We start from the raw sequence: 22,839 nt of genomic DNA, 5'->3' as shown, positions 1-22,839 counted from the left end.
TTTTATCCTGTAAAGTATCGTTAACAAAAAAGGTTAAACGCACCTTATACAAGTCTTTTTTTTCATATGCCTGACGGAGTTCACACTTGTAAGTTTTCAACTACGTTGTAGACTTTACATCGCCAGGGGTGCTCGGCATAAGCCGAATTTATCGGCAGAGTTACAATTGAGCAGATCCCCCGGTGAAGGATTTAACCGTGTTATCTCGTTGGAGATATTCATGGCGTATTTTGGATGATAACGAGGCGCAAAAAATGAAAAAGACAGCTATCGCGATTGCAGTGGCACTGGCTGGTTTCGCTACCGTAGCGCAGGCCGCTCCGAAAGATAACACCTGGTACACCGGTGCTAAACTGGGCTGGTCCCAGTACCATGACACTGGTTTCATTCCTAACAATGGTCCGACCCACGAAAACCAACTGGGTGCAGGTGCTTTTGGTGGTTACCAGGTTAACCCGTATGTTGGCTTTGAAATGGGTTACGACTGGTTAGGTCGTATGCCGTACAAAGGCGACAACATCAACGGCGCATACAAAGCTCAGGGCGTTCAGCTGACCGCTAAACTGGGTTACCCAATCACTGACGATCTGGACATCTACACTCGTCTGGGTGGTATGGTATGGCGCGCAGACACCAAGGCTAACGTACCTGGTGGCCCATCCTTTAAAGACCACGACACCGGCGTTTCTCCGGTATTCGCAGGCGGTGTTGAATACGCGATCACTCCAGAAATCGCTACCCGTCTGGAATATCAGTGGACCAACAACATCGGTGACGCTAACACCATCGGTACTCGTCCGGACAACGGTCTGCTGAGCCTGGGTGTTTCCTACCGTTTCGGTCAGGGCGAAGCAGCTCCAGTAGTTGCTCCGGCTCCGGCTCCGGCTCCAGAAGTACAGACCAAGCACTTCACTCTGAAGTCTGACGTTCTGTTCAACTTCAACAAAGCAACCCTGAAACCGGAAGGTCAGGCTGCTCTGGATCAGCTGTACAGCCAGCTGAGCAACCTGGATCCGAAAGACGGTTCCGTAGTTGTTCTGGGTTACACTGACCGCATCGGTTCTGACGCCTACAACCAGGGTCTGTCCGAGCGTCGTGCTCAGTCCGTCGTTGATTACCTGATCTCCAAAGGTATCCCGTCTGACAAGATCTCCGCACGTGGTATGGGCGAATCTAACCCGGTTACTGGCAACACCTGTGACAACGTGAAACAGCGTGCTGCTCTGATCGACTGCCTGGCTCCGGATCGTCGCGTAGAGATCGAAGTTAAAGGCATCAAAGACGTTGTAACTCAGCCGCAGGCTTAAGTTCTCGTCTAATAAAAAACCCCGCTACTGCGGGGTTTTTTTTCATCTGTAGTAAAGTAAATGACCTTCGCCAGTTATTCCTTACCAAGTAATGCCTGCAAATCCTGCTTCAAAGAAGACATTTTATTCGCATACTTCTCTTTGTTTTCCGCATCTTCAATCAGCTGGACAATCGTTTCGGATAGCGTTTTACCACGACGTTGCGCAAGCCCTGCTAACCGTTGCCAGACAATAAATTCCAGATCGATAGATTTCTTGCGCGTATGCTGATGCTCCGCATTAAAGTGCCGTTTTCGTCTGGCCCGAATCGTCTGTTTCATGCGATTAAGCAGCTCTGGATTCATATGTTTTTCAATCCAGCCATTTACGAGTACAGGTTCGTTCTCCAGCGATAGCAACACATCGACGGCTTCCTGGGCGGCACTGGCCTCTATGTAACGGGTGATCAACTCACCTTCACGGTGCTTCTTCACCAGATATTTCCATTTCCAACCACTTTCAAGATTTTCAAGTTGTTGATATTTCATAGCGATCTCAATGTTACCGTGTAACTCTTTACAGAATATCAGCTTTTTACCTGCGTGATGAAAAGAATCTCTGTCATGTGAGCTTTAACGCGCATGCCGGGACTTTTGTCGGTGCTTTCTACGTGTGCTGCAGTGCCGGTTACGGTATAATCGCGCCTTTGACAACAGACTAAAAAACATCGACTTTGACCATTACGAAACTTGCATGGCGTGACCTGATTCCTGATACCGAAAGCTATCAGGAAGTATTCGCACAGCCACATTTGATTGACGAAAACGATCCTTTATTCAGTGACACTCAACCGCGACTGCAATTTGCGCTTGAGCAGTTGCTGCACGCGCGGGCATCATCCTCTTTTATACTGGCAAAAGCGCCGGAAGAATCCGATTATCTGAATCTTATAGCCGATGCTGCACGCGCGCTACAAAGCGATGCAGGCCAACTGATGGGCGCTCACTATGAGATTTCCGGCCACACCATACGCTTACGGAACGCAGTTAGCACTGACGATAATTTTGCAACCTTAACCCAGGTTGTTACTGCTGACTGGGCTGAAGCCGAACAGCTTTTTGGCTGTTTGCGCCAGTTTAATGGCGACATTACCTTGCAGCCAGGACTGGTACATCAGGCCAATGGCGGCATTTTGATTATCTCCTTGCGTACACTGCTGGCCCAGCCATTGCTGTGGATGCGTCTGAAGAACATCGTCAACCGCGAACGCTTCGATTGGGTAGCATTTGATGAGTCGCGCCCTCTCCCCGTCTCTGTACCTTCAATGCCATTGAAGCTGAAAGTCATTCTGGTAGGCGAACGCGATTCATTGGCCGATTTCCAGGAGATGGAGCCAGAACTGTCTGAACAAGCGATCTATAGCGAATTTGAAGATACTCTGCAGATAGTCGATGCCGAATCCGTACGCCAGTGGTGTCGCTGGGTGACTTTTATTGCCAGACTTAACCACTTGCCAGCGCCAGATGCCGATGCCTGGCCGGTACTTATCCGCGAAGCAGTACGCTATACCGGTGAGCAAGAAACGCTGCCCCTTAGTCCGCAGTGGATCCTCCGCCAGTGTAAAGAAGTCGCTTCATTGTGCGAAGGTGATACCTTCTCCGGCGAGCAGCTAAACTTAATGCTACAGCAGCGGGAATGGCGCGAAGGTTTCCTCGCCGAGCGTATGCAGGATGAAATCCTTCAGGAGCAGATCCTGATTGAAACCGAAGGTGAACGCATCGGGCAAATTAACGCCCTTTCGGTCATTGAATTTCCAGGCCATCCACGCGCATTTGGCGAACCTTCTCGCATTAGCTGCGTTGTGCATATTGGCGATGGTGAATTCACCGACATCGAACGAAAAGCGGAGCTTGGCGGCAACATTCACGCTAAAGGGATGATGATCATGCAGGCGTTTTTGATGTCGGAACTTCAGCTTGAGCAACAGATCCCTTTCTCGGCGTCACTGACCTTTGAGCAATCTTACAGTGAAGTGGATGGTGACAGCGCATCAATGGCCGAGCTCTGCGCTCTGATCAGCGCCCTTGCTGATGTCCCGGTGAATCAGAGTATCGCTATTACAGGTTCAGTGGATCAGTTTGGTCGCGCCCAGCCTGTGGGCGGTCTGAATGAGAAAATCGAAGGCTTCTTTGCTATCTGCCAGCAGCGTGAGTTAAGTGGGAAGCAAGGTGTGATTATCCCCAGCGCTAACGTTCGCCATTTAAGTCTTCACAGTGAACTGGTGAAGGCGGTAGAGGAAGGCAAATTCACCATCTGGGCAGTGGACGATGTGACTGATGCACTGCCGTTATTATTAAATCTGGTGTGGGATGGCGAAGGCCAGACGACGCTGATGCAAACTATCCAGGAACGTATCGCGCAAGCATCGCAACAGGAAGGGCGTCACCGTTTTCCGTGGCCACTACGTTGGCTGAACTGGTTTATTCCGAACTGATCGGACTTGTTCAGCGTACACGTGTTAGCTATCCTGCGTGCTTCAATAAAATAAGGCTTACAGAGAACATGGTAGATAAACGCGAATCCTATACAAAAGAAGACCTTCTTGCCTCTGGTCGCGGTGAACTGTTTGGTGCTAAAGGCCCACAATTGCCAGCACCGAACATGCTGATGATGGACCGTGTGGTCAAAATGACTGAAACGGGCGGTAACTTCGACAAAGGGTATGTAGAAGCAGAGCTGGATATTAATCCGGACCTGTGGTTCTTCGGTTGCCACTTCATCGGCGATCCGGTAATGCCGGGCTGCCTGGGCCTGGACGCGATGTGGCAGCTGGTAGGATTCTACCTCGGCTGGCTGGGCGGCGAAGGTAAAGGCCGCGCCCTGGGCGTTGGCGAAGTGAAATTCACAGGCCAGGTGCTGCCGACGGCGAAAAAAGTGACCTATCGTATTCACTTTAAACGCATTGTTAACCGTCGTCTCATTATGGGCCTGGCGGATGGCGAAGTGCTGGTTGATGGTCGTTTGATCTATACCGCCAACGACCTGAAAGTAGGTCTGTTCCAGGATACGTCTGCATTCTGATTTTAATCAGACAGAGTATAAAAAGGCTAAACCTCCGCAATGCGGAGGTTTCTTTTTAAAGAGACAGAATCAGGCCATTACCACCCTGTCCGCCATGGCTTCTCGCCAGCCTCCCAGCCATTGTGACCTTTGATTCAGCGTCTGATAGGGACACATTTCTTTTGAGCGTCCGGCGATGCCGGCCTGATAACCACGTTGATGTGCCCGTTCCAGGCGATCTCGTTTTTGTCTCTTCATGCCTCGTTTCCCTCATACTGGTTTCTGGTGGAAAAGAAAACAGTGATTACTAAATGTGCAATCACAGTTAAGCAATACCGCGAATCATAACTGCCGTCAATGCGCAAAATTCACGCCACTGCCATATTTGTGAGCTACACGGGCATGTCGGTTGTACAAAAAATGTGAAGCGGAACAAGTTTTCCCATGGCTTATAAACAAAAAAACCGCCTCAGGCTACATGCCGGAGACGGTTATATTTACAAATCTTTATAATTAAGGTAGACGCTTTATCTCTTGCGCAATAGTCGCGGCTTCCTGACTCCAGACACTGGCCAGCACTTTGACCATTTCATCGTAGCCATCCTGATTCTGCACCCCTTCCACACGGAACGGACGTTTTATCAGTTGTCCCTGATGGTTTAGTAGCCACTCGCCACTCACAATCACCTTACCATCGTAACGGCCATTAAACTCCGTCACTGTCACATTAAGCGTGTCCTGGGTGCTTCCCAAAGGCTGGGAGGCTACGACCCAACCGGGCAGTTGCGCACTCAGGTTAGCGACCAAAGTATTGCGCAACTGTTGATCCAGCGGGCTGGCCCACAGATTGTTATTAGCAATCACATACTTCACATCACTGGTTTGATAAACCACACCATTCCCCGCCAGATAATCAGGAACAACGACCTGCTCGACCCATAGCAGGCGGTTACCCTGGCTGGCGGTACTTTGCGTACCGCTCTGCACCACAGGCAATTGGTAATAGTTTTTGTTAATTTCACCGGAGCTGCATCCGGCCAGCCACAGTGCCGCTATCGTCACTAGCCACTTTTTCATTGTTTCGCCCTCTTCGGCTCTGGATCTTTTTTATCCTTCGCTTCAAATACCAGCGCGTTGCTCTTCTCGTTGAGCGTTTTCAGAACCGGTTGCAGTTCACGCAATACCTGATCAAGACGCTGCATATCCGCAACCATCTTGTTATAAGCTGCGGAACCCGGCTGGAAGCCCTGCATGCTACGATTCAATTCGCGCAGTGTCGACTGCATATCCGTCGGCAACTGTTGCATCGACTGACTGGCAAGGATCTTGTTCATACTATCCAGCGTAGTCTGCAGGTTTTTCATCGTGCGCTGACTTTCCGACAGCGTACTGGTCGCCTGTTCAATCATCGGGTTCAACGGCAGTTTGTTAATCTTATCCAACGCTTCCATCAGACGTTGCTGGATTTGCGCCAGACCACCGCTAACGGTCGGGATTATTTGATAGCCATTAAACTCACGCACACCGGTAATTGCCGGAGCATTTGGATAGAAGTCCAGATCGACGTACAGCGCTCCCGTGACCAGATTCCCGGTTTTCAGTGAACCGCGTAAACCGCGCTTCAGCAATTCGGCCAGGTGTTCTACCACATCAGCATTTTCACCTAGCTGCATTTTCAGTCGTTCTGGTTCAATACGCACCATGACTGGAATGCGATAATCATCGTTAAAGACCTGACGCATATTCGGCGCAAAGAATGGCACTTTGCTTACCGTACCGAGACGAATACCGCGGAATTCCACTGGCGCGCCAGGTTGCAGACCGCGTACCGAATCTTTAAAGAACATCAGATAATCAATGTGATCTGTGTACAATGAATCCTGGATACTCTTCTGATCATCATACAAAACGAATGACGTTTTTGGCGCAACCGGCTGTCCCAAGTCCAGTCCTTCAGGCACGTCAAAGCTGACACCACCACTTAGCAACGTCGTCAATGACCCCATCTCTACGCGCATCCCCGCCGAGGTCAGATCCACCGCTATGCCGCTATCTTTCCAGAAGCGAACGTTGCTCGTTACCAGGCGGTCATAAGGCGCATTGATGAACAGTTGATAGCTGATATTACGCTTCTGAGTATCGAAGGTGCTGGTTTCAACCGACCCTACGCGATAACCACGAAACAGCACGGGATCTCCCGCCGTGAGCTGCCCAGCTTTGTTGCTGTCAAGAATGACACGGATCCCTTTGGCATCTGGTGGGGCCAACGGTGGAGAATCAAGCAAATCATATTTTGTTTGCTTGCTGCCTGCAGCCCCCGGTTGCAACTCGATATACACCCCGGAAAGCAACGTACCAAGGCCACTAATGCCTTCACGACCAATTTGTGGTTTCACTACCCAAAAGACCGTATCTTTGTGCAGCAGTTTTTCCATACCGGCGTTGAGACGCGCTTTGATTTCAACATGCGTTAAATCATCAGCCAGCGTGGCACTTTCGACCACACCGACGTCCACGCTACGACTTTTAATGGTAGTCTTGCCGCCTTCTATTCCTTCCGCATTAGCAGTGATCAGGGTAACTTCCGGCCCTTGATGACTGTAATGATAAAAAAGTACCCAAGCCCCGATCAGTGCCGTAACGATGGGAAATATCCACACAGGGGACCAGTTCTTCACTTTCTGGATTTTGGCTTCCCCACTATTAGATTCCATACTGTCAGGACTCCTCATGCTCTGGTTCAGGTTGACGATCCCACGACAAACGTGGATCAAACGTCATCGCAGAAAACATTGTCATAATGACGACTAATGCAAACATTAATGCACCCATTGCCGGATAAATACTCATTAAGCCTCCCATACGCACCAGCGCCGAGAGCACCGCTATCACGAAAACGTCAATCATTGACCAGCGGCCTACAAACTCAACAACTTCGTAAATCAAATGCATTCTTTCACTATCACGCTTGCCGTGCCCTTTCGCATCCCAGCACAGCCAGGCTATAGCGATCATCTTTAAAGTTGGCACCATGATACTGGCTAAAAAAATGACGGCGGCAACCGGATAAGAGCCTTCGCTCCATAATAAGATGACCCCGGCGAGAATGGTCGACGGCATCTTAGAGCCTAAAAAATCGGTCACCATAATGGGTAAGATGTTCGCCGGGAGATATAACATGACCGACGTAAAAAGCAGTGCCAACGTCCATTGCAGGCTGTTTTTGCGTCGAACATATCCTTTGGTGCCACAGCGCGGACACACCGGATCATCGGCAGGAAGAATTGCCGTACAGCATGAGCAAGAGCGCAGCCCCTGGCGTATTCCCGTTATGCCCGGTTTCAGCGTCTGGTGAAGCTCTGGCATCGGGGCAATATCATCCCATAACCAGCGGCGATCAACGCACTGAAAGGCGCGTAATTGCAGCACACAAAATAAACACCAGGGAATGAAACTACTGCCCACGCCAATGCTGCCGTAAGCCATCAGTTTGACAAAACTGACCAACACACCGGCAAGGAAAATCTCCGCCATTCCCCAGGTTTTGAGCTGAAAAAGTACCCGCCCCAGTTGTTCTTTTAAACGAACTGGTATTTCCGCGCGATTAACCAACAGTAAAATAGTGATCAGGCAAAACGCGGGGACCAGTTGCACAAACAACAGGAAAAAAGTACCGAGGCTGGCATAGTCCTCGGAAAACAGTACGCCCGGGATTTCCAGCAACGTAATCTCACTGGTTACCCCCGCAACGTTCATATTGACAAAAGGGAACAGGTTGGACAGCAGCAGCATGAACAGTGCAGCCAACGCATAAGCGGTAGGACGCTGTCGAGGGGCATCCCACGCAACGGTTAACGTTGTGCCACACCGAGGACATGCCGCCTTCTGACCATGCTCAAGGTGGGGTAAAACCACCAGCATGTCACACTGCGAGCACAGGATGTGCTTCGCGGCATGATGATGTTCGCACATTGGTACTCCTTAATGATGCGCTATTCTACAGAATGCTGACATAGCACTCGCTTTTAATGCCGGATGCTGAACTACCGCATTATCCGCTCAGGGAGCTCGTGGAAACGCAATAAATTGACGTTTCCACCCAGGCCAGATAAGCGTAGCGCATCAGGCAATTTGGCCATTATCAGCAGTCTCTCTTTTCACTTAACTGATTAGCGATCAGCCACCATTTTTTAACGCTTCAAGATACTCCCAACGTTCAAAAGCCTGCTCCAGTTCCTGTTCAGCGGCAGTCAGATCAGCGAGCACTTTTTGCGTATGCTCATGTGGCTGGCTGAAGAAAGAGGCATCTGCCACCTGCGCCTGTAAGGCTTCCAGTTTTGCTTCCAAATCTTCAAGCAGTTGCGGTAGCTGTTCTAATTCGCGCTGCAATTTATAGCTTAGTTTGCTACTGCTGCGTTTTACAGTTTCTGCTTTCGGCGCAGCTACTTCTTCGTTTTTTTTCACCGCAGGCTGTTTTAACGCCACATACTGTTCTTGCTGTCCGCGCGCGTCGTGATAACCGCCGACATAACGGCCAATTTTGCCGCCACCTTCGAAGATCCAGCACTCTGTTACGGTGTTATCAACAAACTGACGATCGTGACTAACCAGCAATACTGTACCCTGGTAGCTGTCGATCAGCTCTTCAAGCAGTTCCAGCGTTTCAACATCGAGATCGTTGGTCGGTTCGTCGAGGATCAGTAAGTTACTGGGTTTCAGGAACAGACGCGCCAAAAGCAGACGGTTACGTTCCCCGCCAGAAAGCGCGCGCACCGGCGTCATCGCCCGTTTCGGATGGAACAGGAAGTCCTGTAAATAGCCCAGTACATGGCGCGGTTTACCGTTAACCATCACCTCTTGCTTACCTTCAGCAAGGTTATCCATCACCGTTTTGTCGGGATCGAGTTCCGCGCGGTGCTGGTCAAAATAGGCGACTTCCAGTTTAGTGCCGACGTGAATGCGTCCGCTGTCCGGCTGAAGTTGACCAAGCATTAGTTTCAGCAGCGTGGTTTTGCCGCACCCATTCGGACCAATCAGGGCAATTTTGTCGCCACGTAGAACCTGGGCAGAAAAATCTTTCACCAGTTGTTTGCCGTCAACCTGGTAGCAAACGTCTTCCATTTCGAAAACGATCTTACCGGAGCGACTGGCCTCTTCTACCTGCATCTTTGCAGTACCCATCACTTCGCGACGTTCGCCACGCTCGCGACGCATTGCTTTCAGCGCACGCACGCGGCCTTCATTACGGGTACGGCGTGCTTTGATCCCCTGGCGGATCCACACTTCTTCCTGTGCCAGTTTACGATCGAACTCGGCATTTTGTAGTTCTTCCACGCGCAGGGCTTCTTCTTTTTCCAACAAATACTGGTCGTAATTACCCGGATAGGTGACCAATTTGCCGCGATCGAGATCGACAATACGCGTCGCCATATTACGAATAAACGAACGGTCGTGGGAGATGAAAATAATCGTACCGCTGAACGTTTTCAGGAAACCTTCCAGCCAGTCGATGGTTTCAATATCCAGGTGGTTTGTCGGTTCGTCGAGCAGCAGCACGCGCGGATTGCTCACCAACGCGCGTCCTAATGCCGCTTTACGCAACCAGCCGCCGGAAAGCGACGACAGCGCAACGTTAGGATCTAATCCCAGCTGTGCCAGCACTTCGTTGATGCGGTTTTCCAGTTGCCACAGGTTGTGGTGATCCAACTGTTCCTGAACCTTCGCCAGTTCGTTAAGATTCTTCTCGCTCGGGTCGTTCATCACCAGGCGCGAAATATCGTGATAGCGTTTCAGGTATTCCGCTTGTTCTTCAATGCCTTCGGCAACGAAATCATAAACGCTACCCTCAACGTTACGCGGCGGATCCTGCTGCAAACGCGCAACGATCAGATCCTGCTCGTAAATAATGCGACCGTCATCCAGCCCCTGTTCACGGTTGAGGATTTTCATTAACGTCGATTTGCCCGCGCCGTTACGGCCCACCAGACAAACACGTTCGTTATCTTCGATATGCAGTTCTGCGTTATCGAGAAGCGGCGCGTCGCTGAACGACAGCCATGCGCCATGCATACTGATTAATGACATTACTATTCCTTTCAGGCTGCGGTAATCAGCCAGCAGTTGTGGATCTGGCGGTTACGGGCGAAATCCTGGGAGAGCGTTTTTTGCGTAATTTCTTGTGCTTTCAGTCCTAGTTTTGCCAGTCCGTCAAGATCCATACGGAAACCACGTTTGTTGTTCGAGAACATGATCGTCCCACCTGCACGCAGCAGACGTTTCAAATCTTTCATCAGCGCCAGATGATCGCGCTGAACATCAAACGCATCTTCCATTCGTTTCGAGTTAGAGAAGGTTGGTGGATCGATAAATATCAGATCGAACTGTTCATTTGCTTCACGTAACCACGCCAGGCAGTCGGCCTGAATCAGGCGATGCGCACGACCGGTTAAGCCGTTAAGGCGCAGGTTACGTTCTGCCCACTCCAGATAGGTACGCGACATATCCACCGTAGTGGTGCTGCGCGCGCCGCCTAATCCCGCGTGCACAGTGGCGCTACCGGTATAGGAGAACAGGTTGAGGAAATCTTTGCCTTTGCTCATCTGACCGAGCATACGACGGGCGATACGGTGATCCAGGAACAAACCAGTATCAAGATAATCCGTCAGGTTCACCCACAGGTGAGCGTTATATTCGGTAACTTCAAGAAACTCGCCCTTCTCGCCCAGTTTCTGGTACTGATTTTTGCCCTTCTGGCGTTCACGGGTTTTCAGCACCAGTTTGTTTGGCGCAATCCCGAGTACCGAAATGGTCGCCGCGATAATATCGAACAGACGTTGACGCGCTTTGTGCGCATCAATGGTTTTCGGCGGCGCATACTCCTGCACCACCACCCAGTCGGCATAACGGTCAACGGCAACGTTGTATTCCGGTAGATCGGCGTCGTACAGGCGGTAGCATTCAATGCCTTCCTGACGCGCCCACTTCTCGAATTTTTTGAGGTTCTTACGCAGACGGTTGGCGTAGTCTTCTGCCACCATTGCCGGTTTGCTGTCTGGAGTGCTTTCGGCAACGTGGTAATTTTTCTGCACGCAGTCTAATGGACCGTTTTTCGCTTTGTACTGTTTGTCTGCACGCAGCTGCAGGCAACTTAACAGATCCGGCGAGGCACTGAATAAAGAGAGATTCCAGCCGCCGAACTGGTTTTTCATGATTCGGCCCAGCAGGCTATGCAGCGCAATCAGCGCCGGTTCGCTGTCCAGACGTTCACCGTATGGCGGGTTGCTCAACACTGTACCGTATGGCCCTTTCGGCAGCGGATTGGTCAATTGCGCGACATCTTTCACTTCAAAAGTGATCAGTTCGCCAATCCCCGCAAGACGGGCGTTGGTGCGCGCACGTTGAATCACCCGCGCATCGCTGTCGGAACCGTAGAAATGAGAGTTGTACTCAGCCAGACCTTTACGGGCGCGGGTTTGCGCTTCCGCTTTTACTTCTTGCCAGATAGCTTCATCATGTTGCGCCCAGCCGCTAAAGCCCCAACGCCCGCGGTGCAAGCCCGGTGCGCGGTCGGTCGCCAGCATCGCCGCTTCAATCAGCAACGTACCAGAACCACACATTGGATCGAGCAGCGGTGTTCCTGGCTGCCAACCGGAACGCATCACAATTGCCGCCGCCAGAGTTTCTTTGATCGGCGCAATACCAGCACGATCGCGATAGCCGCGCAGATGCAAACCATCACCACTTAAATCGAGAGCGATGCTGGCGGTTTCTTTATTTAGCCACACGTTCACGCGGATATCCGGCGCATCGCGATCGACATTCGGACGCGGCAAATTCTTACGGGTGAAAGCATCAACGATCGCATCTTTGACTTTCATCGCGCCGTACTGGCTGTTGCGGATAGTGTCATTCAGACCGCTGAAGTGGACAGCAAAGGTCGCGCCAGGATTAAACATCTCTGTCCAGTTGATCGCCTGAACGCCGAGATAAAGGTCTAAGTCGCTGTAAACCTTGCACTCGCCCAGCGGCAACATAATACGTGAGGCCAGGCGACTCCACATCAGGCTCTGGTAAACAAGCCGCGTGTCGCCCTTGAAATGGACCCCACCCTGAACCACCTGGCATTCAACGGCCCCCAGGTTTTCGAGTTCAGTTTTTAACAGCTCTTCCAGCCCACGGGCCGTACTGGCAAACAGAGAATTCATATCGTCACTTTTACTCTAAGGCCTACCGCAGTAGGCGTAATTGTTGCAGTCAGTTTGGACATGGACAGCATGGAGAAACCGGAACGTACACCAGTACGTGAGGATTTCGAGCACTGCCCAGGGCTAAACTGACAAATAAAATAGCCTAACGGGATAGGCACTAAGAAAATTGTTGCGCATTATAGCTAATAAGCGCGTCATGTCATAAAGTTGAGGGCTTATTTTCATTTGAGGACCGCACCGTGACGACATTAACCCGGCTTTTTATTCATCCTGTTAAATCGATGCGCGGCATCGGTCTGACACATGCTCTGGCTGATGTCAGCGGTCTGGCCTTCGATCGCACCTTTATGGTCACAGAACCTGACGGTAGGTTTATTACTGCCCGCCAGTTTCCGCAGATGGTGCGATTTACCCCTTCGCCCGTGCATGACGGCTTACATCTCACCGCGCCAGATGGCAGCAGCGCATACATCCGTTTTGCTGATTTCGCTATGCAGGACGCGCCAACCGAAGTGTGGGGTAACCATTTTACTGCACGCATTGCGCCAGATGAGATCAACAAATGGTTAAGCGGCTTTTTCTCCCGTGAAGTGCAATTGCGCTGGGTAGGACCGCAGATGACACGGCGCGTAAAACGCCATAACACTGTACCCTTGTCGTTTGCTGATGGCTATCCGTATCTGCTCGCTAATGAAGCCTCACTGCGTGATGTGCAGCAACGCTGCCCGGCAAGTGTAAAAATGGAGCAATTTCGCCCCAATCTGGTGGTTTCCGGCGCGGCAGCCTGGGAAGAAGATACCTGGAAAGTGATTCGCATTGGCGATGTGGTGTTTGACGTGGTAAAGCCCTGCAGCCGCTGCATTTTCACCACTGTCAGCCCGGAAAAAGGACAAAAGCATCCGGCAGGCGAACCGTTAAAAACGCTGCAATCCTTCCGTACTGCCCAGGATAATGGCGATGTCGATTTTGGTCAGAATTTAATTGCCCGCAATAGTGGCGTTGTTCGTGTTGGTGATGCAGTGGAAATTCTTGCTACTGCACCGGCGAAAATCTACGGCGCGGCAGCCGCAGACGATACTCTCCCGACAAAGCAGCAAATGGATGCGAATGTAGATATCGACTGGCAAGGACTGGCATTTCGCGGTAATAATCAACAGGTATTGTTAGAACAATTAGAAAATCAAGGGATTCGGATCCCCTATTCTTGTCGCGCGGGCATATGTGGAAGTTGTCGAGTTCAGCTTCTGGAAGGCGAAGTCACCCCGCTGAAAAAATCAGCTATGAGCGACGACGGGACAATTCTTTGCTGTAGTTGTGTACCGAAGACTGCATTGAAACTGAAAGGTTAAACGGCCTGTTCAAGGCTGAAGCTGTCATAACTCATATGAGGTTTCAGCCTGTCATTCATAATTTTGATGGCGTCACCCAGTTGCATGGCGCGACCAGCGATGACAACACAAGGCTGCGCAAGGAGGCACAGCGCGGCATTTTCACCAGATTCAACAACCAGAAGGCTGACTTGTTCATTGGTATCGCTTAACCAGACACAGGCTGCATCACCCGGCACTGGCGACCACATTTCACCATGAGAAACAAAATGCCAGCTTTTCGGCATTTGCGGTTTGAGATAACGAACTGCCACCAGCGCATTAAGCACCAGTTCAGCTTTTTGTTCTTTTGATAAGTTAAGGTCGCGGCATTTTTCTTCAAACGAGAAATAGAGCGCGGCGTCATCAACGCAGAATCCCGCAGGAGAAAAGGCGTCTGGTGTCAACATCTTGCGCGCAAAACGTGAGCGAAATAGCATGCCATTGGCTAAATCAAGCATCATTCGATCATGCTCTTCATCATAATACCAACGCCAATTATCGTCTGGTTTAATTCGCATATGCTTCTCCTCTACCCTATAAATCCACTGCAACATATTCCATTGTTGCTTCGCTTAATAACCTCAACAAGAAAAGTACAAAATGTCTAAATAAGTAACAGCAATGAATATAAAACAACCAGGGCTGAAAATAAAGCCCTGATTATCTTATAAAGAGAAAATGAAAGAAATAATTAGATATGGTTAACGATTTCTTTAATCAGCGGCGGGCCTTTAAAAATAAAACCGGAATAAATTTGCACCAAAGAAGCCCCCGCAGCTATCTTCTCGCGAGCAGCGATTACCGAGTCAATACCACCAACACCAATAATCGGTAAGCGGCCGTTTAATTCCTGCGACAAGCGACGAATAATTTCCGTACTTTTTAATTGTAAGGGACGACCACTTAAGCCACCGGTTTGATCACAATTTTTCATTCCCTGAACTAAAGAACGATCGAGGGTCGTATTAGTTGCAATGACGCCATCAATATTATGGCGAACTAAACTATCGGCGACCTGGATCAACTCTTCTTCAGAAAGATCCGGCGCGATCTTCACTGCTATTGGTACATATTTGTGGTGGTGCGCTTGCAGATCATTTTGTTTATTTTTAATTGCCGTTAATAAATCATCCAGCGCTTCGCCATATTGCAGAGTGCGTAATCCTGGGGTATTTGGTGATGAAATATTGATGGCAATATATCCTGCATAGGCGTAGATTTTTTCCATACAAATCAGATAGTCATCTTTGCCTTGCTCAACCGGAGTATCTTTATTTTTGCCGATATTGATTCCCAGAACACCGTCGTAATGGGCTTTTTTAACGTTCTCTACGAGGTTATCAACGCCGAGGTTATTAAAACCCATACGGTTTATTAAACCTTCAGCATCTACCAGGCGAAAAAGACGAGGTTTATCGTTTCCTGGTTGTGGACGCGGGGTGACAGTACCGATCTCGATCGATCCAAATCCCATTGCACCAAGGGCATCAATACACTCCCCGTCTTTATCAAGACCGGCTGCCAGACCAAGCGGGTTTTTAAAGGTCAGTCCCATACAGTTAACCGGCTTCGCTGGAACATTTTGCCGAACAAGCGCTTCAAACGGTGTTCCGGTGATGCGGCGTAATTGCTGAAAAGTAAACTCGTGTGCGCGCTCTGGATCGAGCTGGAAAAGGGCTTTACGAACGAAGGGGTAGTACATGAACTCTCCTGGATTCCCGGTGTGCAAACCGGGGGCGTATTATGTGCGAGTTCGCAGCAAAAGGGAATTGACCTGCGGCAATAAATAGCAAACGTTTTCTTGTTGCGCCTTTTTTATGCTTTTTTTGGCTTTCCTTCTTCAGATAAATCATTTCGACTCACGAACGCCCTCTGTCAGACTGACCGAATTGTTATCAATGTTAACAAAACAAGAACAATTGGTTATAAGGAGAGAGTATGCGTGTCATCACCCTGGCGGGTAGTCCTCGCTTTCCTTCTCGCTCCAGTTCCTTACTGGAATATGCGCGGGAAAAACTGAATGGCCTGGATGTTGAGGTTTATCACTGGAATCTGCAAAACTTCGCCCCGGAAGATCTGCTCTATGCCCGTTTCGATAGTCCGGCACTCAAGACCTTCACCGAACAGCTGCAACAGGCCGATGGGCTGATCGTCGCCACGCCTGTGTATAAAGCCGCCTATTCCGGTGCGCTGAAAACCCTGCTCGACCTGCTGCCAGAACGCGCTTTGCAAGGCAAAGTAGTGCTACCGCTGGCGACGGGCGGCACCGTGGCCCATCTACTGGCGGTCGATTATGCCCTTAAACCAGTTTTAAGTGCGCTGAAAGCCCAGGAGATCCTGCACGGCGTGTTTGCCGATGACTCGCAGGTGATTGATTATCAGCACAAGCCGCTATTCACGCCAAATCTGCAAACCCGTCTTGATACCGCCCTGGAAACTTTCTGGCAGGCACTTCACCGCCGCGATGTTCATGTTCCTGACCTTCATTCTCTGCGAGGTAATGCCCATGCGTAACATCATTAAACTGGCGCTGGCGGGATTACTTAGCGTCTCTACACTCGCTGTTGCCGCAGAGTCTTCGCCAGAGGCGTTAAGGATTGGCTATCAGAAAAGCAATATCAGTTCGGTACTGGCGAAAAATTACCAAATGCTGGAAAAACGCTATCCGCAAACCAAAATCTCCTGGGTGGAGTTCCCCGCGGGTCCGCAAATGTTGGAAGCGTTAAACGTTGGCAGTATTGATCTCGGCAGTACCGGGGATATTCCACCAATCTTTGCTCAGGCCGCCGGGGCTGATTTGGTGTACGTGGGCGTCGAGCCGCCGAAGCCAAAAGCCGAAGTGATTCTGGTGCCAGAAAACAGCCCGATCAAAACCGTAGCCGATCTTAAAGGTCACAAAGTTGCCTTTCAGAAAGGTTCCAGTTCGCACAACCTTTTACTGCGCGCCCTGCAACAGGCCGGGCTTAAATTCACCGATATCCAGCCCACTTACCTGACGCCAGCTGATGCCCGCGCCGCGTTCCAGCAAGGTAACGTCGACGCCTGGGCTATCTGGGATCCCTACTACTCTGCCGCGTTATTACAGGGCGGCGTGCGGGTGTTGAAAGACGGCACCAGTCTCAATCAAACCGGATCGTTTTATCTGGCAGCTCGTCCATATGCGGAGAAGAACGGAGCCTTTATTCAGGGCGTACTGGAAACCTTCACCGAGGCCGATGCGTTAACCCGCAGCCAACGCGAACAGAGTATCGCCCTGTTGGCAAAAACAATGGGCTTACCTACGCCAGTGATTGCCTCGTATCTGGATCATCGTCCCCCTACCACCATCAAACCGGTTAACGCCGAGGTTGCCGCCTTACAGCAGCAAACAGCAGATCTGTTTTATGAAAACCGTCTGGTGCCGAAAAAAGTCGATATTCGCCAGCGCATCTGGCAGCCCACGCAACTGGAAGGAAAACAATTATGAGTCTGAATATGTTCTGGTTTTTACCGACCCACGGTGACGGACATTACCTGGGAACGGAAGAAGGTTCACGCCCGATTGCTCACGGTTATCTGCAACAAATTGCGCAAGCGGCGGATCGTCTGGGCTATACCGGTGTGCTAATTCCAACGGGGCGATCGTGTGAAGATGCGTGGCTGGTTGCGGCGTCGATGATCCCGGTGACGCAGCGGCTGAAGTTTCTTGTCGCCCTGCGCCCCAGCGTAACCTCACCTACCGTTGCCGCCCGCCAGGCCGCCACGCTTGACCGTCTCTCTAATGGGCGTGCATTGTTTAACCTGGTCACAGGCAGCGATCCACAAGAGCTGGCAGGCGACGGCGTGTTCCTTAATCATAGCGAGCGTTACGAAGCCTCGGCGGAATTTACCCAGGTCTGGCGACGTTTATTGCTGGGCGAAACCGTCGATTTCAACGGAAAACATATTCATGTGCGGGGAGCCAAACTGCTCTTCCCGCCGATTCAACAGCCATATCCTCCGCTTTACTTTGGCGGATCGTCAGACGTCGCCCAGGAGCTGGCGGCAGAACAAGTTGATCTCTACCTCACCTGGGGCGAACCACCAGAACTGGTTAAAGAGAAAATCGAACAAGTGCGGGCGAAAGCTGCCGCGCATGGACGAAAAATTCGTTTCGGTATTCGTCTGCACGTTATTGTTCGCGAAACTAACGACGAAGCGTGGCAGGCCGCCAAGCGGTTAATCTCGCATCTTGATGATGAAACTATCACCAAAGCACAGGCCGCATTCGCTCGGACGGATTCCGTAGGACAACAGCGAATGGCGGCGCTACATAACGGCAAGCGCGACAATCTGGAGATCAGCCCCAATTTATGGGCGGGCGTTGGCTTAGTCCGCGGCGGTGCCGGGACGGCGCTGGTGGGCGATGGTCCTACGGTCGCCGCGCGAATCAACGAATACGCCGCGCTTGGCATCGACAGTTTTGTGCTTTCGGGCTATCCACATCTGGAAGAAGCGTATCGGGTTGGCGAGTTGCTGTTCCCGCTTCTGGATGTCGCCATCCCGGAAATTCCCCAGCCACAACCGCTGAATCCGCAAGGCGAAGCGGTGGCGAATGATTTTATCCCCCGTAAAGTCGCGCAAAGCTAAGGAACACGATGATGGCAACGCCAGTGAAGAAGTGGTTATTGCGCGTTGCCCCCTGGTTTTTACCGGTGGGCATCGTGGCGGTGTGGCAACTGGCCTCCTCAGTTGGCTGGTTGTCGACGCGTATTTTGCCCTCACCGGAAGAGGTGGTGATGGCGTTCTGGACGCTCTCCGCCAGCGGCGAATTGTGGCAGCATCTGGCGATCAGCTCCTGGCGGGCGCTGATTGGCTTTTCAATTGGCGGATCGCTGGGGTTGATTCTGGGGCTGATTAGCGGACTATCTCGCTGGGGAGAACGGCTGCTGGATACCTCAATTCAGATGTTGCGCAACGTGCCGCATCTGGCACTGATCCCGCTGGTGATTTTGTGGTTTGGCATTGATGAATCCGCGAAAATCTTTCTGGTGGCGCTCGGCACGCTTTTCCCCATTTATATCAATACCTGGCACGGCATCCGTAATATCGATCGCGGGCTGGTGGAAATGGCGCGTAGCTATGGCTTATCCGGATTACCGCTGTTTATCCATGTGCTCCTGCCTGGCGCCCTACCCTCAATTATGGTCGGCGTGCGCTTCGCGTTAGGTCTGATGTGGCTAACGCTGATTGTTGCTGAAACCATTTCTGCTAATTCTGGCATTGGTTATCTGGCGATGAATGCGCGGGAGTTTCTGCAAACGGACGTGGTGGTAGTCGCCATTATTCTCTACGCCCTGCTCGGCAAACTTGCTGACGTCAGCGCGCAACTTTTAGAGCGCCTCTGGTTGCGCTGGAATCCGGCTTATTATCTGAAGGAGGCCACTGTATGAATACTGCTCGTCTGAACCAGGGTACGCCGCTACTGCTCAATGAGGTAAGCAAACATTACGCGGAAAATATCGTCCTGAACCAACTGGATTTGCATATTCCGGCAGGCCAGTTTGTGGCGGTAGTGGGCCGCAGCGGTGGTGGCAAAAGTACCCTGCTGCGACTGCTGGCCGGGCTGGAAACGCCAACCGCAGGCGATGTGCTGGCAGGCACAACACCGCTGGCTGAGATTCAGGATGATACGCGAATGATGTTTCAGGATGCGCGTCTGCTGCCATGGAAATCGGTGATTGATAACGTTGGGTTAGGCCTTAAAGGCCAGTGGCGCGATGCCGCGCGTCAGGCGCTGGCTGCGGTAGGTCTGGAGAATCGCGCCGGGGAATGGCCGGCCGCACTTTCTGGCGGGCAGAAACAGCGTGTGGCGCTGGCGCGAGCGTTGATCCATCGACCGGGTTTATTGTTGCTTGATGAACCACTCGGTGCGCTGGACGCTTTAACGCGACTGGAGATGCAGGATTTGATTGTGTCACTCTGGCAGGATCATGGCTTTACTGTTTTGCTGGTGACGCATGATGTGAGCGAAGCGGTAGCGATGGCTGACCGGGTGCTGTTAATTGAAGAAGGAAAAATTGGTCTGGATTTGACGGTGGATATCCCCCGTCCGCGCCGGTTAGGATCAGTACGATTAGCGGAGCTGGAAGCGGAAGTGTTGCAGCGGGTGATGCATCGTGGGCATTCTGAACAACCGATTCGGCGTCATGGTTAATATGCCGGATGCGGCGCACAAAACCAGCAGCTTCAACGGGCTTGTAGGCCTGATAAGACGCGTCAAGCGTCGCATCAGGCATGTTTGTATCAAGCCAGAGCTTTAGTTATTTTCTCGTACAGATCGCCAGAGAGATTTTCCAGCCCTTTCAACTGTTCCAGCGCCGCGCGCATTTTCTCCTGACGTTTGGCATCGTAACGTTTCAGGCGAATCAACGGCTCAATCAGACGTGAAGCCACCTGCGGGTTACGGCTGTTGAGGTCGGTAAGCATTTCCACCAGGAACTGGTAACCGCTGCCATCTTCGGCATGGAACGCTGCCGGGTTGCTGCCCGCAAACGCGCCAATCAACGAACGAATACGGTTCGGGTTGCTCATGGTAAATGAGCGATGCTGCAACAGACCACGCACCGTCTCCAGCACATTCGCCGCCGGGCTGGTGGCTTGCAGGATAAACCATTTATCCATCACCAGACCGTCCTGATGCCACTTATCGTCGTATTCCTGCATCAACTTGTCACGGCATGGCAACTGCGCAGCAACCGCCGCGGAAAGCGCTGCCAGCGCATCGGTCATATTGTTCGCTTCGTGGAACTGCTTGCTCACCAGCACATCAGCCAGATGCGTTTCACCAAAAGCGAGGAAGCGCAGGCAGGCATTACGCAGCGTCCGTTTCGCAATATCTTCATGCTCAACGCGATACTCGCTCTGGTAATTCGCGTTATAGATTGCCAGCAGCTCATCCGCCAGTTCAGTAGCCAGAGTACGGGTGAGTGCTTCGCGCACTTCGGCAATAGCAATCGGATCAATGATATCGAACAGTTCCGCCATTTCATTGACGGAAGGCAGTGTCAGAATTTCTGCCGCCAGTGCCGGGTCAATCTTCTCATCGAGCAGTACCGCGCGGAAAGCATCGGCAACGTGTGCTGGTAAAGACAATGGTTGACCTTGCTGATGACGGGCGACGTTCAGCTTGATGTAGGTTGCCAGCAAACTTTGCGCCGCATCCCAGCGGGAGAAATCATTACGCGCATGACGCATCAGGAAGGTCAGTTGCTGATCGCTCCACTTATATTCCAGTTTCACTGGCGCAGAGAATTCGCACAGCAGCGCAGGCACCGGCTGGAAGTAGACATTATCAAAGACAAAGGTCTGTTCCGCCTGAGTAACGTTCAGCACGGAATTCACCGGATGACCGCCTTTCTGCAACGGGATCACCTTGCCTTCGTTGTCATACAGTTCGATGGCAAACGGAATATGCAGCGGCTGTTTTTCTGCCTGATCCGGCGTAGCAGGCGTGCGCTGGCTGATGGTCAGGGTGTACTGCTCGGTTTCCGGATTGTAGTCGTCTTTGACGGTCACAACCGGCGTGCCGGACTGACTGTACCAACGGCGGAAATGGGAGAGATCGACATTCGACGCGTCTTCCATCGCCTGAACGAAATCGTCGCAGGTCGCTGCACTGCCATCATGACGCTCGAAATAGAGCTGCATCCCTTTCTGGAAGTTTTCTTCGCCCAGCAGGGTGTGGATCATACGGATCACTTCCGCGCCCTTCTCGTAAACGGTCAGGGTGTAGAAGTTGTTCATTTCAATGACCATGTCCGGGCGGATCGGGTGCGCCATCGGGCTGGCGTCTTCCGCAAACTGCAATCCGCGCATGGTGCGCACATTATTGATGCGGTTAACTGCGCGGGAACCAAGATCAGAACTGAACTCCTGATCGCGGAACACCGTTAAACCTTCTTTCAGACTAAGCTGGAACCAGTCGCGGCAGGTCACACGGTTACCGGTCCAGTTATGGAAATATTCATGACCGATAACGCGTTCAATATCAAGGTAATCTTTGTCGGTGGCGGTGTCGGTACGCGCCAGCACATATTTGGAGTTAAAGACGTTAAGACCTTTATTCTCCATCGCGCCCATGTTGAAGAAATCCACCGCAACGATCATATAGATGTCGAGGTCGTATTCCAGACCGAAGCGTTCTTCATCCCACTTCATGGAATTTTTCAGGGAAGTCATCGCCCACGGTGCGCGGTCGAGGTTGCCACGATCGACATACAGCTCCAGCGCCACTTCGCGACCAGAACGCGTGGTGAAGGTGTCGCGCAGCACGTCGAAGTCGCCTGCCACCAGCGCAAACAGGTAGCACGGTTTCGGGAACGGGTCCTGCCACTGTACCCAGTGACGTCCGTTTTCCAGTTCGCCTTGCGCAACGCGGTTACCGTTGGAAAGCAGGAATGGATATTTGGTTTTATCGGCAATAATTTTGGTGGTAAAACGCGCCAGCACGTCCGGGCGGTCGAGATAATACGTAATATGGCGGAAACCTTCGGCTTCACACTGAGTGCAAAGCGCATCGCCTGACTGATAAAGCCCTTCCAACGCGGTATTCGCTGCCGGACTAATTTCATTAACAATCTTGAGCGTAAAACGCTCCGGCAAATTACTGATGACCAGCGCGCCCTCTTCTTCTTTCCAGGCGTTCCACGGCTCATCATTAATATGAATAGAAACCAGTTTAAGATCTTCGCCATCAAGACGAAGCGGTGCATCTGATGCACCATGACGGACAGCCTGGCTGACTGCGGTAACTACCGTCTTTTGCGCGTCCAGGTCAAAGGTCAAGTCAATATCAGTAATCTGGTAATCCGGCGCACGATAATCGTGACGGTATTTGGCTTGTGGCTGTTGAGTCATAAATAACCTTTAGCATCTTTTATAGAGTCTGGTGTTCAG

General features: G+C 51.4%; 19 protein-coding genes. 9 read left to right on the top strand and 10 right to left on the bottom strand.

The annotated features are described in order from the left end of the window. The first annotated feature begins 254 nt into the window (after positions 1-254). Complete coding sequence (gene ompA / locus D9738_RS18030) at positions 255-1,307, top strand: porin OmpA (RefSeq protein ID WP_064528817.1); 1,053 nt, start codon at positions 255-257, stop codon at positions 1,305-1,307. A 74-nt stretch (positions 1,308-1,381) separates the two neighbouring features. Here ompA and matP read toward each other — a convergent pair whose 3' ends face one another. Continuing rightward, a complete protein-coding gene (gene matP, locus D9738_RS18025) occupies positions 1,382-1,834 on the bottom strand; it encodes a macrodomain Ter protein MatP (protein WP_064528401.1) in 453 nt (150 codons plus the stop codon). Positions 1,835-2,019: 185 nt separating this feature from the next. Here matP and D9738_RS18020 point away from each other — a divergent pair, with 185 nt between their 5' ends. Then, the gene (locus tag D9738_RS18020) at positions 2,020-3,780 is read left to right on the top strand and encodes a Lon protease family protein (RefSeq protein WP_130205379.1); all 1,761 of its coding nucleotides are present in this window, start codon (positions 2,020-2,022) and stop codon (positions 3,778-3,780) included. Between the two features lie 68 nt (positions 3,781-3,848). Beyond that, positions 3,849-4,367 (top strand): bifunctional 3-hydroxydecanoyl-ACP dehydratase/trans-2-decenoyl-ACP isomerase, encoded by a 519-nt coding sequence (gene fabA, locus D9738_RS18015; protein ID WP_000227926.1) that lies wholly within the window; start codon positions 3,849-3,851, stop codon positions 4,365-4,367. Positions 4,368-4,436: 69 nt separating this feature from the next. Here fabA and rmf read toward each other — a convergent pair whose 3' ends face one another. The 6 genes from rmf to rlmKL form a co-directional block, all read right to left on the bottom strand. Beyond that, on the bottom strand, positions 4,437-4,604 hold the full coding sequence (gene rmf, locus D9738_RS18010) for a ribosome modulation factor (RefSeq protein ID WP_000828648.1): 168 nt from the start codon (positions 4,602-4,604) through the stop codon (positions 4,437-4,439). Positions 4,605-4,859: 255 nt separating this feature from the next. Beyond that, entirely contained in the window at positions 4,860-5,423 is a 564-nt protein-coding gene (gene pqiC / locus D9738_RS18005; RefSeq protein ID WP_130222099.1) for a membrane integrity-associated transporter subunit PqiC, read from the bottom strand. Then, positions 5,420-7,060 (bottom strand): intermembrane transport protein PqiB, encoded by a 1,641-nt coding sequence (pqiB, locus tag D9738_RS18000; RefSeq protein ID WP_130205377.1) that lies wholly within the window; start codon positions 7,058-7,060, stop codon positions 5,420-5,422. The genes pqiC and pqiB overlap by 4 nt, the downstream gene beginning before the upstream one ends. Positions 7,061-7,064: 4 nt before the next feature. Further along, positions 7,065-8,318 carry a membrane integrity-associated transporter subunit PqiA gene (gene pqiA, locus D9738_RS17995; RefSeq protein ID WP_130260790.1) on the bottom strand — a complete coding sequence of 418 codons (1,254 nt, stop codon included), beginning with the start codon at positions 8,316-8,318 and terminating at the stop codon, positions 7,065-7,067. A gap of 204 nt (positions 8,319-8,522) precedes the next feature. Then, positions 8,523-10,430, bottom strand: coding sequence for an ABC transporter ATP-binding protein (locus D9738_RS17990; RefSeq protein WP_130260789.1), 1,908 nt, complete (start codon positions 10,428-10,430; stop codon positions 8,523-8,525). A gap of 11 nt (positions 10,431-10,441) precedes the next feature. Next, the gene (gene rlmKL, locus D9738_RS17985; RefSeq protein WP_064528388.1) at positions 10,442-12,550 is read right to left on the bottom strand and encodes a bifunctional 23S rRNA (guanine(2069)-N(7))-methyltransferase RlmK/23S rRNA (guanine(2445)-N(2))-methyltransferase RlmL; all 2,109 of its coding nucleotides are present in this window, start codon (positions 12,548-12,550) and stop codon (positions 10,442-10,444) included. A gap of 242 nt (positions 12,551-12,792) precedes the next feature. Between rlmKL and ycbX the strand changes: the two genes are divergently transcribed. Further along, positions 12,793-13,902, top strand: a complete 1,110-nt coding sequence (gene ycbX / locus D9738_RS17980) for a 6-N-hydroxylaminopurine resistance protein YcbX (RefSeq protein ID WP_130260788.1) — start codon at positions 12,793-12,795, stop codon at positions 13,900-13,902. On the opposite strand, the gene zapC is transcribed toward ycbX, so the two are convergent. Beyond that, entirely contained in the window at positions 13,899-14,441 is a 543-nt protein-coding gene (zapC, locus tag D9738_RS17975; protein ID WP_064528385.1) for a cell division protein ZapC, read from the bottom strand. The genes ycbX and zapC overlap by 4 nt on opposite strands. A 173-nt stretch (positions 14,442-14,614) precedes the next feature. After that, positions 14,615-15,625 carry a quinone-dependent dihydroorotate dehydrogenase gene (gene pyrD, locus D9738_RS17970; protein ID WP_130205367.1) on the bottom strand — a complete coding sequence of 337 codons (1,011 nt, stop codon included), beginning with the start codon at positions 15,623-15,625 and terminating at the stop codon, positions 14,615-14,617. Positions 15,626-15,861: 236 nt separating this feature from the next. Here pyrD and ssuE point away from each other — a divergent pair, with 236 nt between their 5' ends. The 5 genes from ssuE to ssuB are packed head-to-tail and all read left to right on the top strand — an operon-like array spanning position 15,862 to position 20,098. Next, entirely contained in the window at positions 15,862-16,437 is a 576-nt protein-coding gene (gene ssuE, locus D9738_RS17960; protein ID WP_130260787.1) for an NADPH-dependent FMN reductase, read from the top strand. After that, entirely contained in the window at positions 16,430-17,389 is a 960-nt protein-coding gene (gene ssuA / locus D9738_RS17955) for an aliphatic sulfonate ABC transporter substrate-binding protein SsuA (RefSeq protein WP_130260786.1), read from the top strand. The genes ssuE and ssuA overlap by 8 nt, the downstream gene beginning before the upstream one ends. Further along, positions 17,386-18,531 (top strand): FMNH2-dependent alkanesulfonate monooxygenase, encoded by a 1,146-nt coding sequence (gene ssuD, locus D9738_RS17950; protein WP_130260785.1) that lies wholly within the window; start codon positions 17,386-17,388, stop codon positions 18,529-18,531. The genes ssuA and ssuD overlap by 4 nt, the downstream gene beginning before the upstream one ends. A gap of 11 nt (positions 18,532-18,542) precedes the next feature. Next, positions 18,543-19,334 (top strand): aliphatic sulfonate ABC transporter permease SsuC, encoded by a 792-nt coding sequence (gene ssuC / locus D9738_RS17945; RefSeq protein ID WP_130260817.1) that lies wholly within the window; start codon positions 18,543-18,545, stop codon positions 19,332-19,334. Further along, the gene (gene ssuB, locus D9738_RS17940; RefSeq protein WP_130260784.1) at positions 19,331-20,098 is read left to right on the top strand and encodes an aliphatic sulfonates ABC transporter ATP-binding protein; all 768 of its coding nucleotides are present in this window, start codon (positions 19,331-19,333) and stop codon (positions 20,096-20,098) included. Before ssuC ends, ssuB begins: the two co-directional genes overlap by 4 nt. Before the next feature lie 89 nt (positions 20,099-20,187). On the opposite strand, the gene pepN is transcribed toward ssuB, so the two are convergent. Further along, on the bottom strand, positions 20,188-22,800 hold the full coding sequence (gene pepN / locus D9738_RS17935; RefSeq protein WP_130260783.1) for an aminopeptidase N: 2,613 nt from the start codon (positions 22,798-22,800) through the stop codon (positions 20,188-20,190). Positions 22,801-22,839: the final 39 nt, after the last annotated feature.

The organism is Escherichia sp. E10V5, assembly GCF_004212315.1.
In the GTDB taxonomy this organism is placed as follows: domain Bacteria; phylum Pseudomonadota; class Gammaproteobacteria; order Enterobacterales; family Enterobacteriaceae; genus Escherichia.
This window is presented reverse-complemented; position numbering and strand designations above follow the sequence as displayed.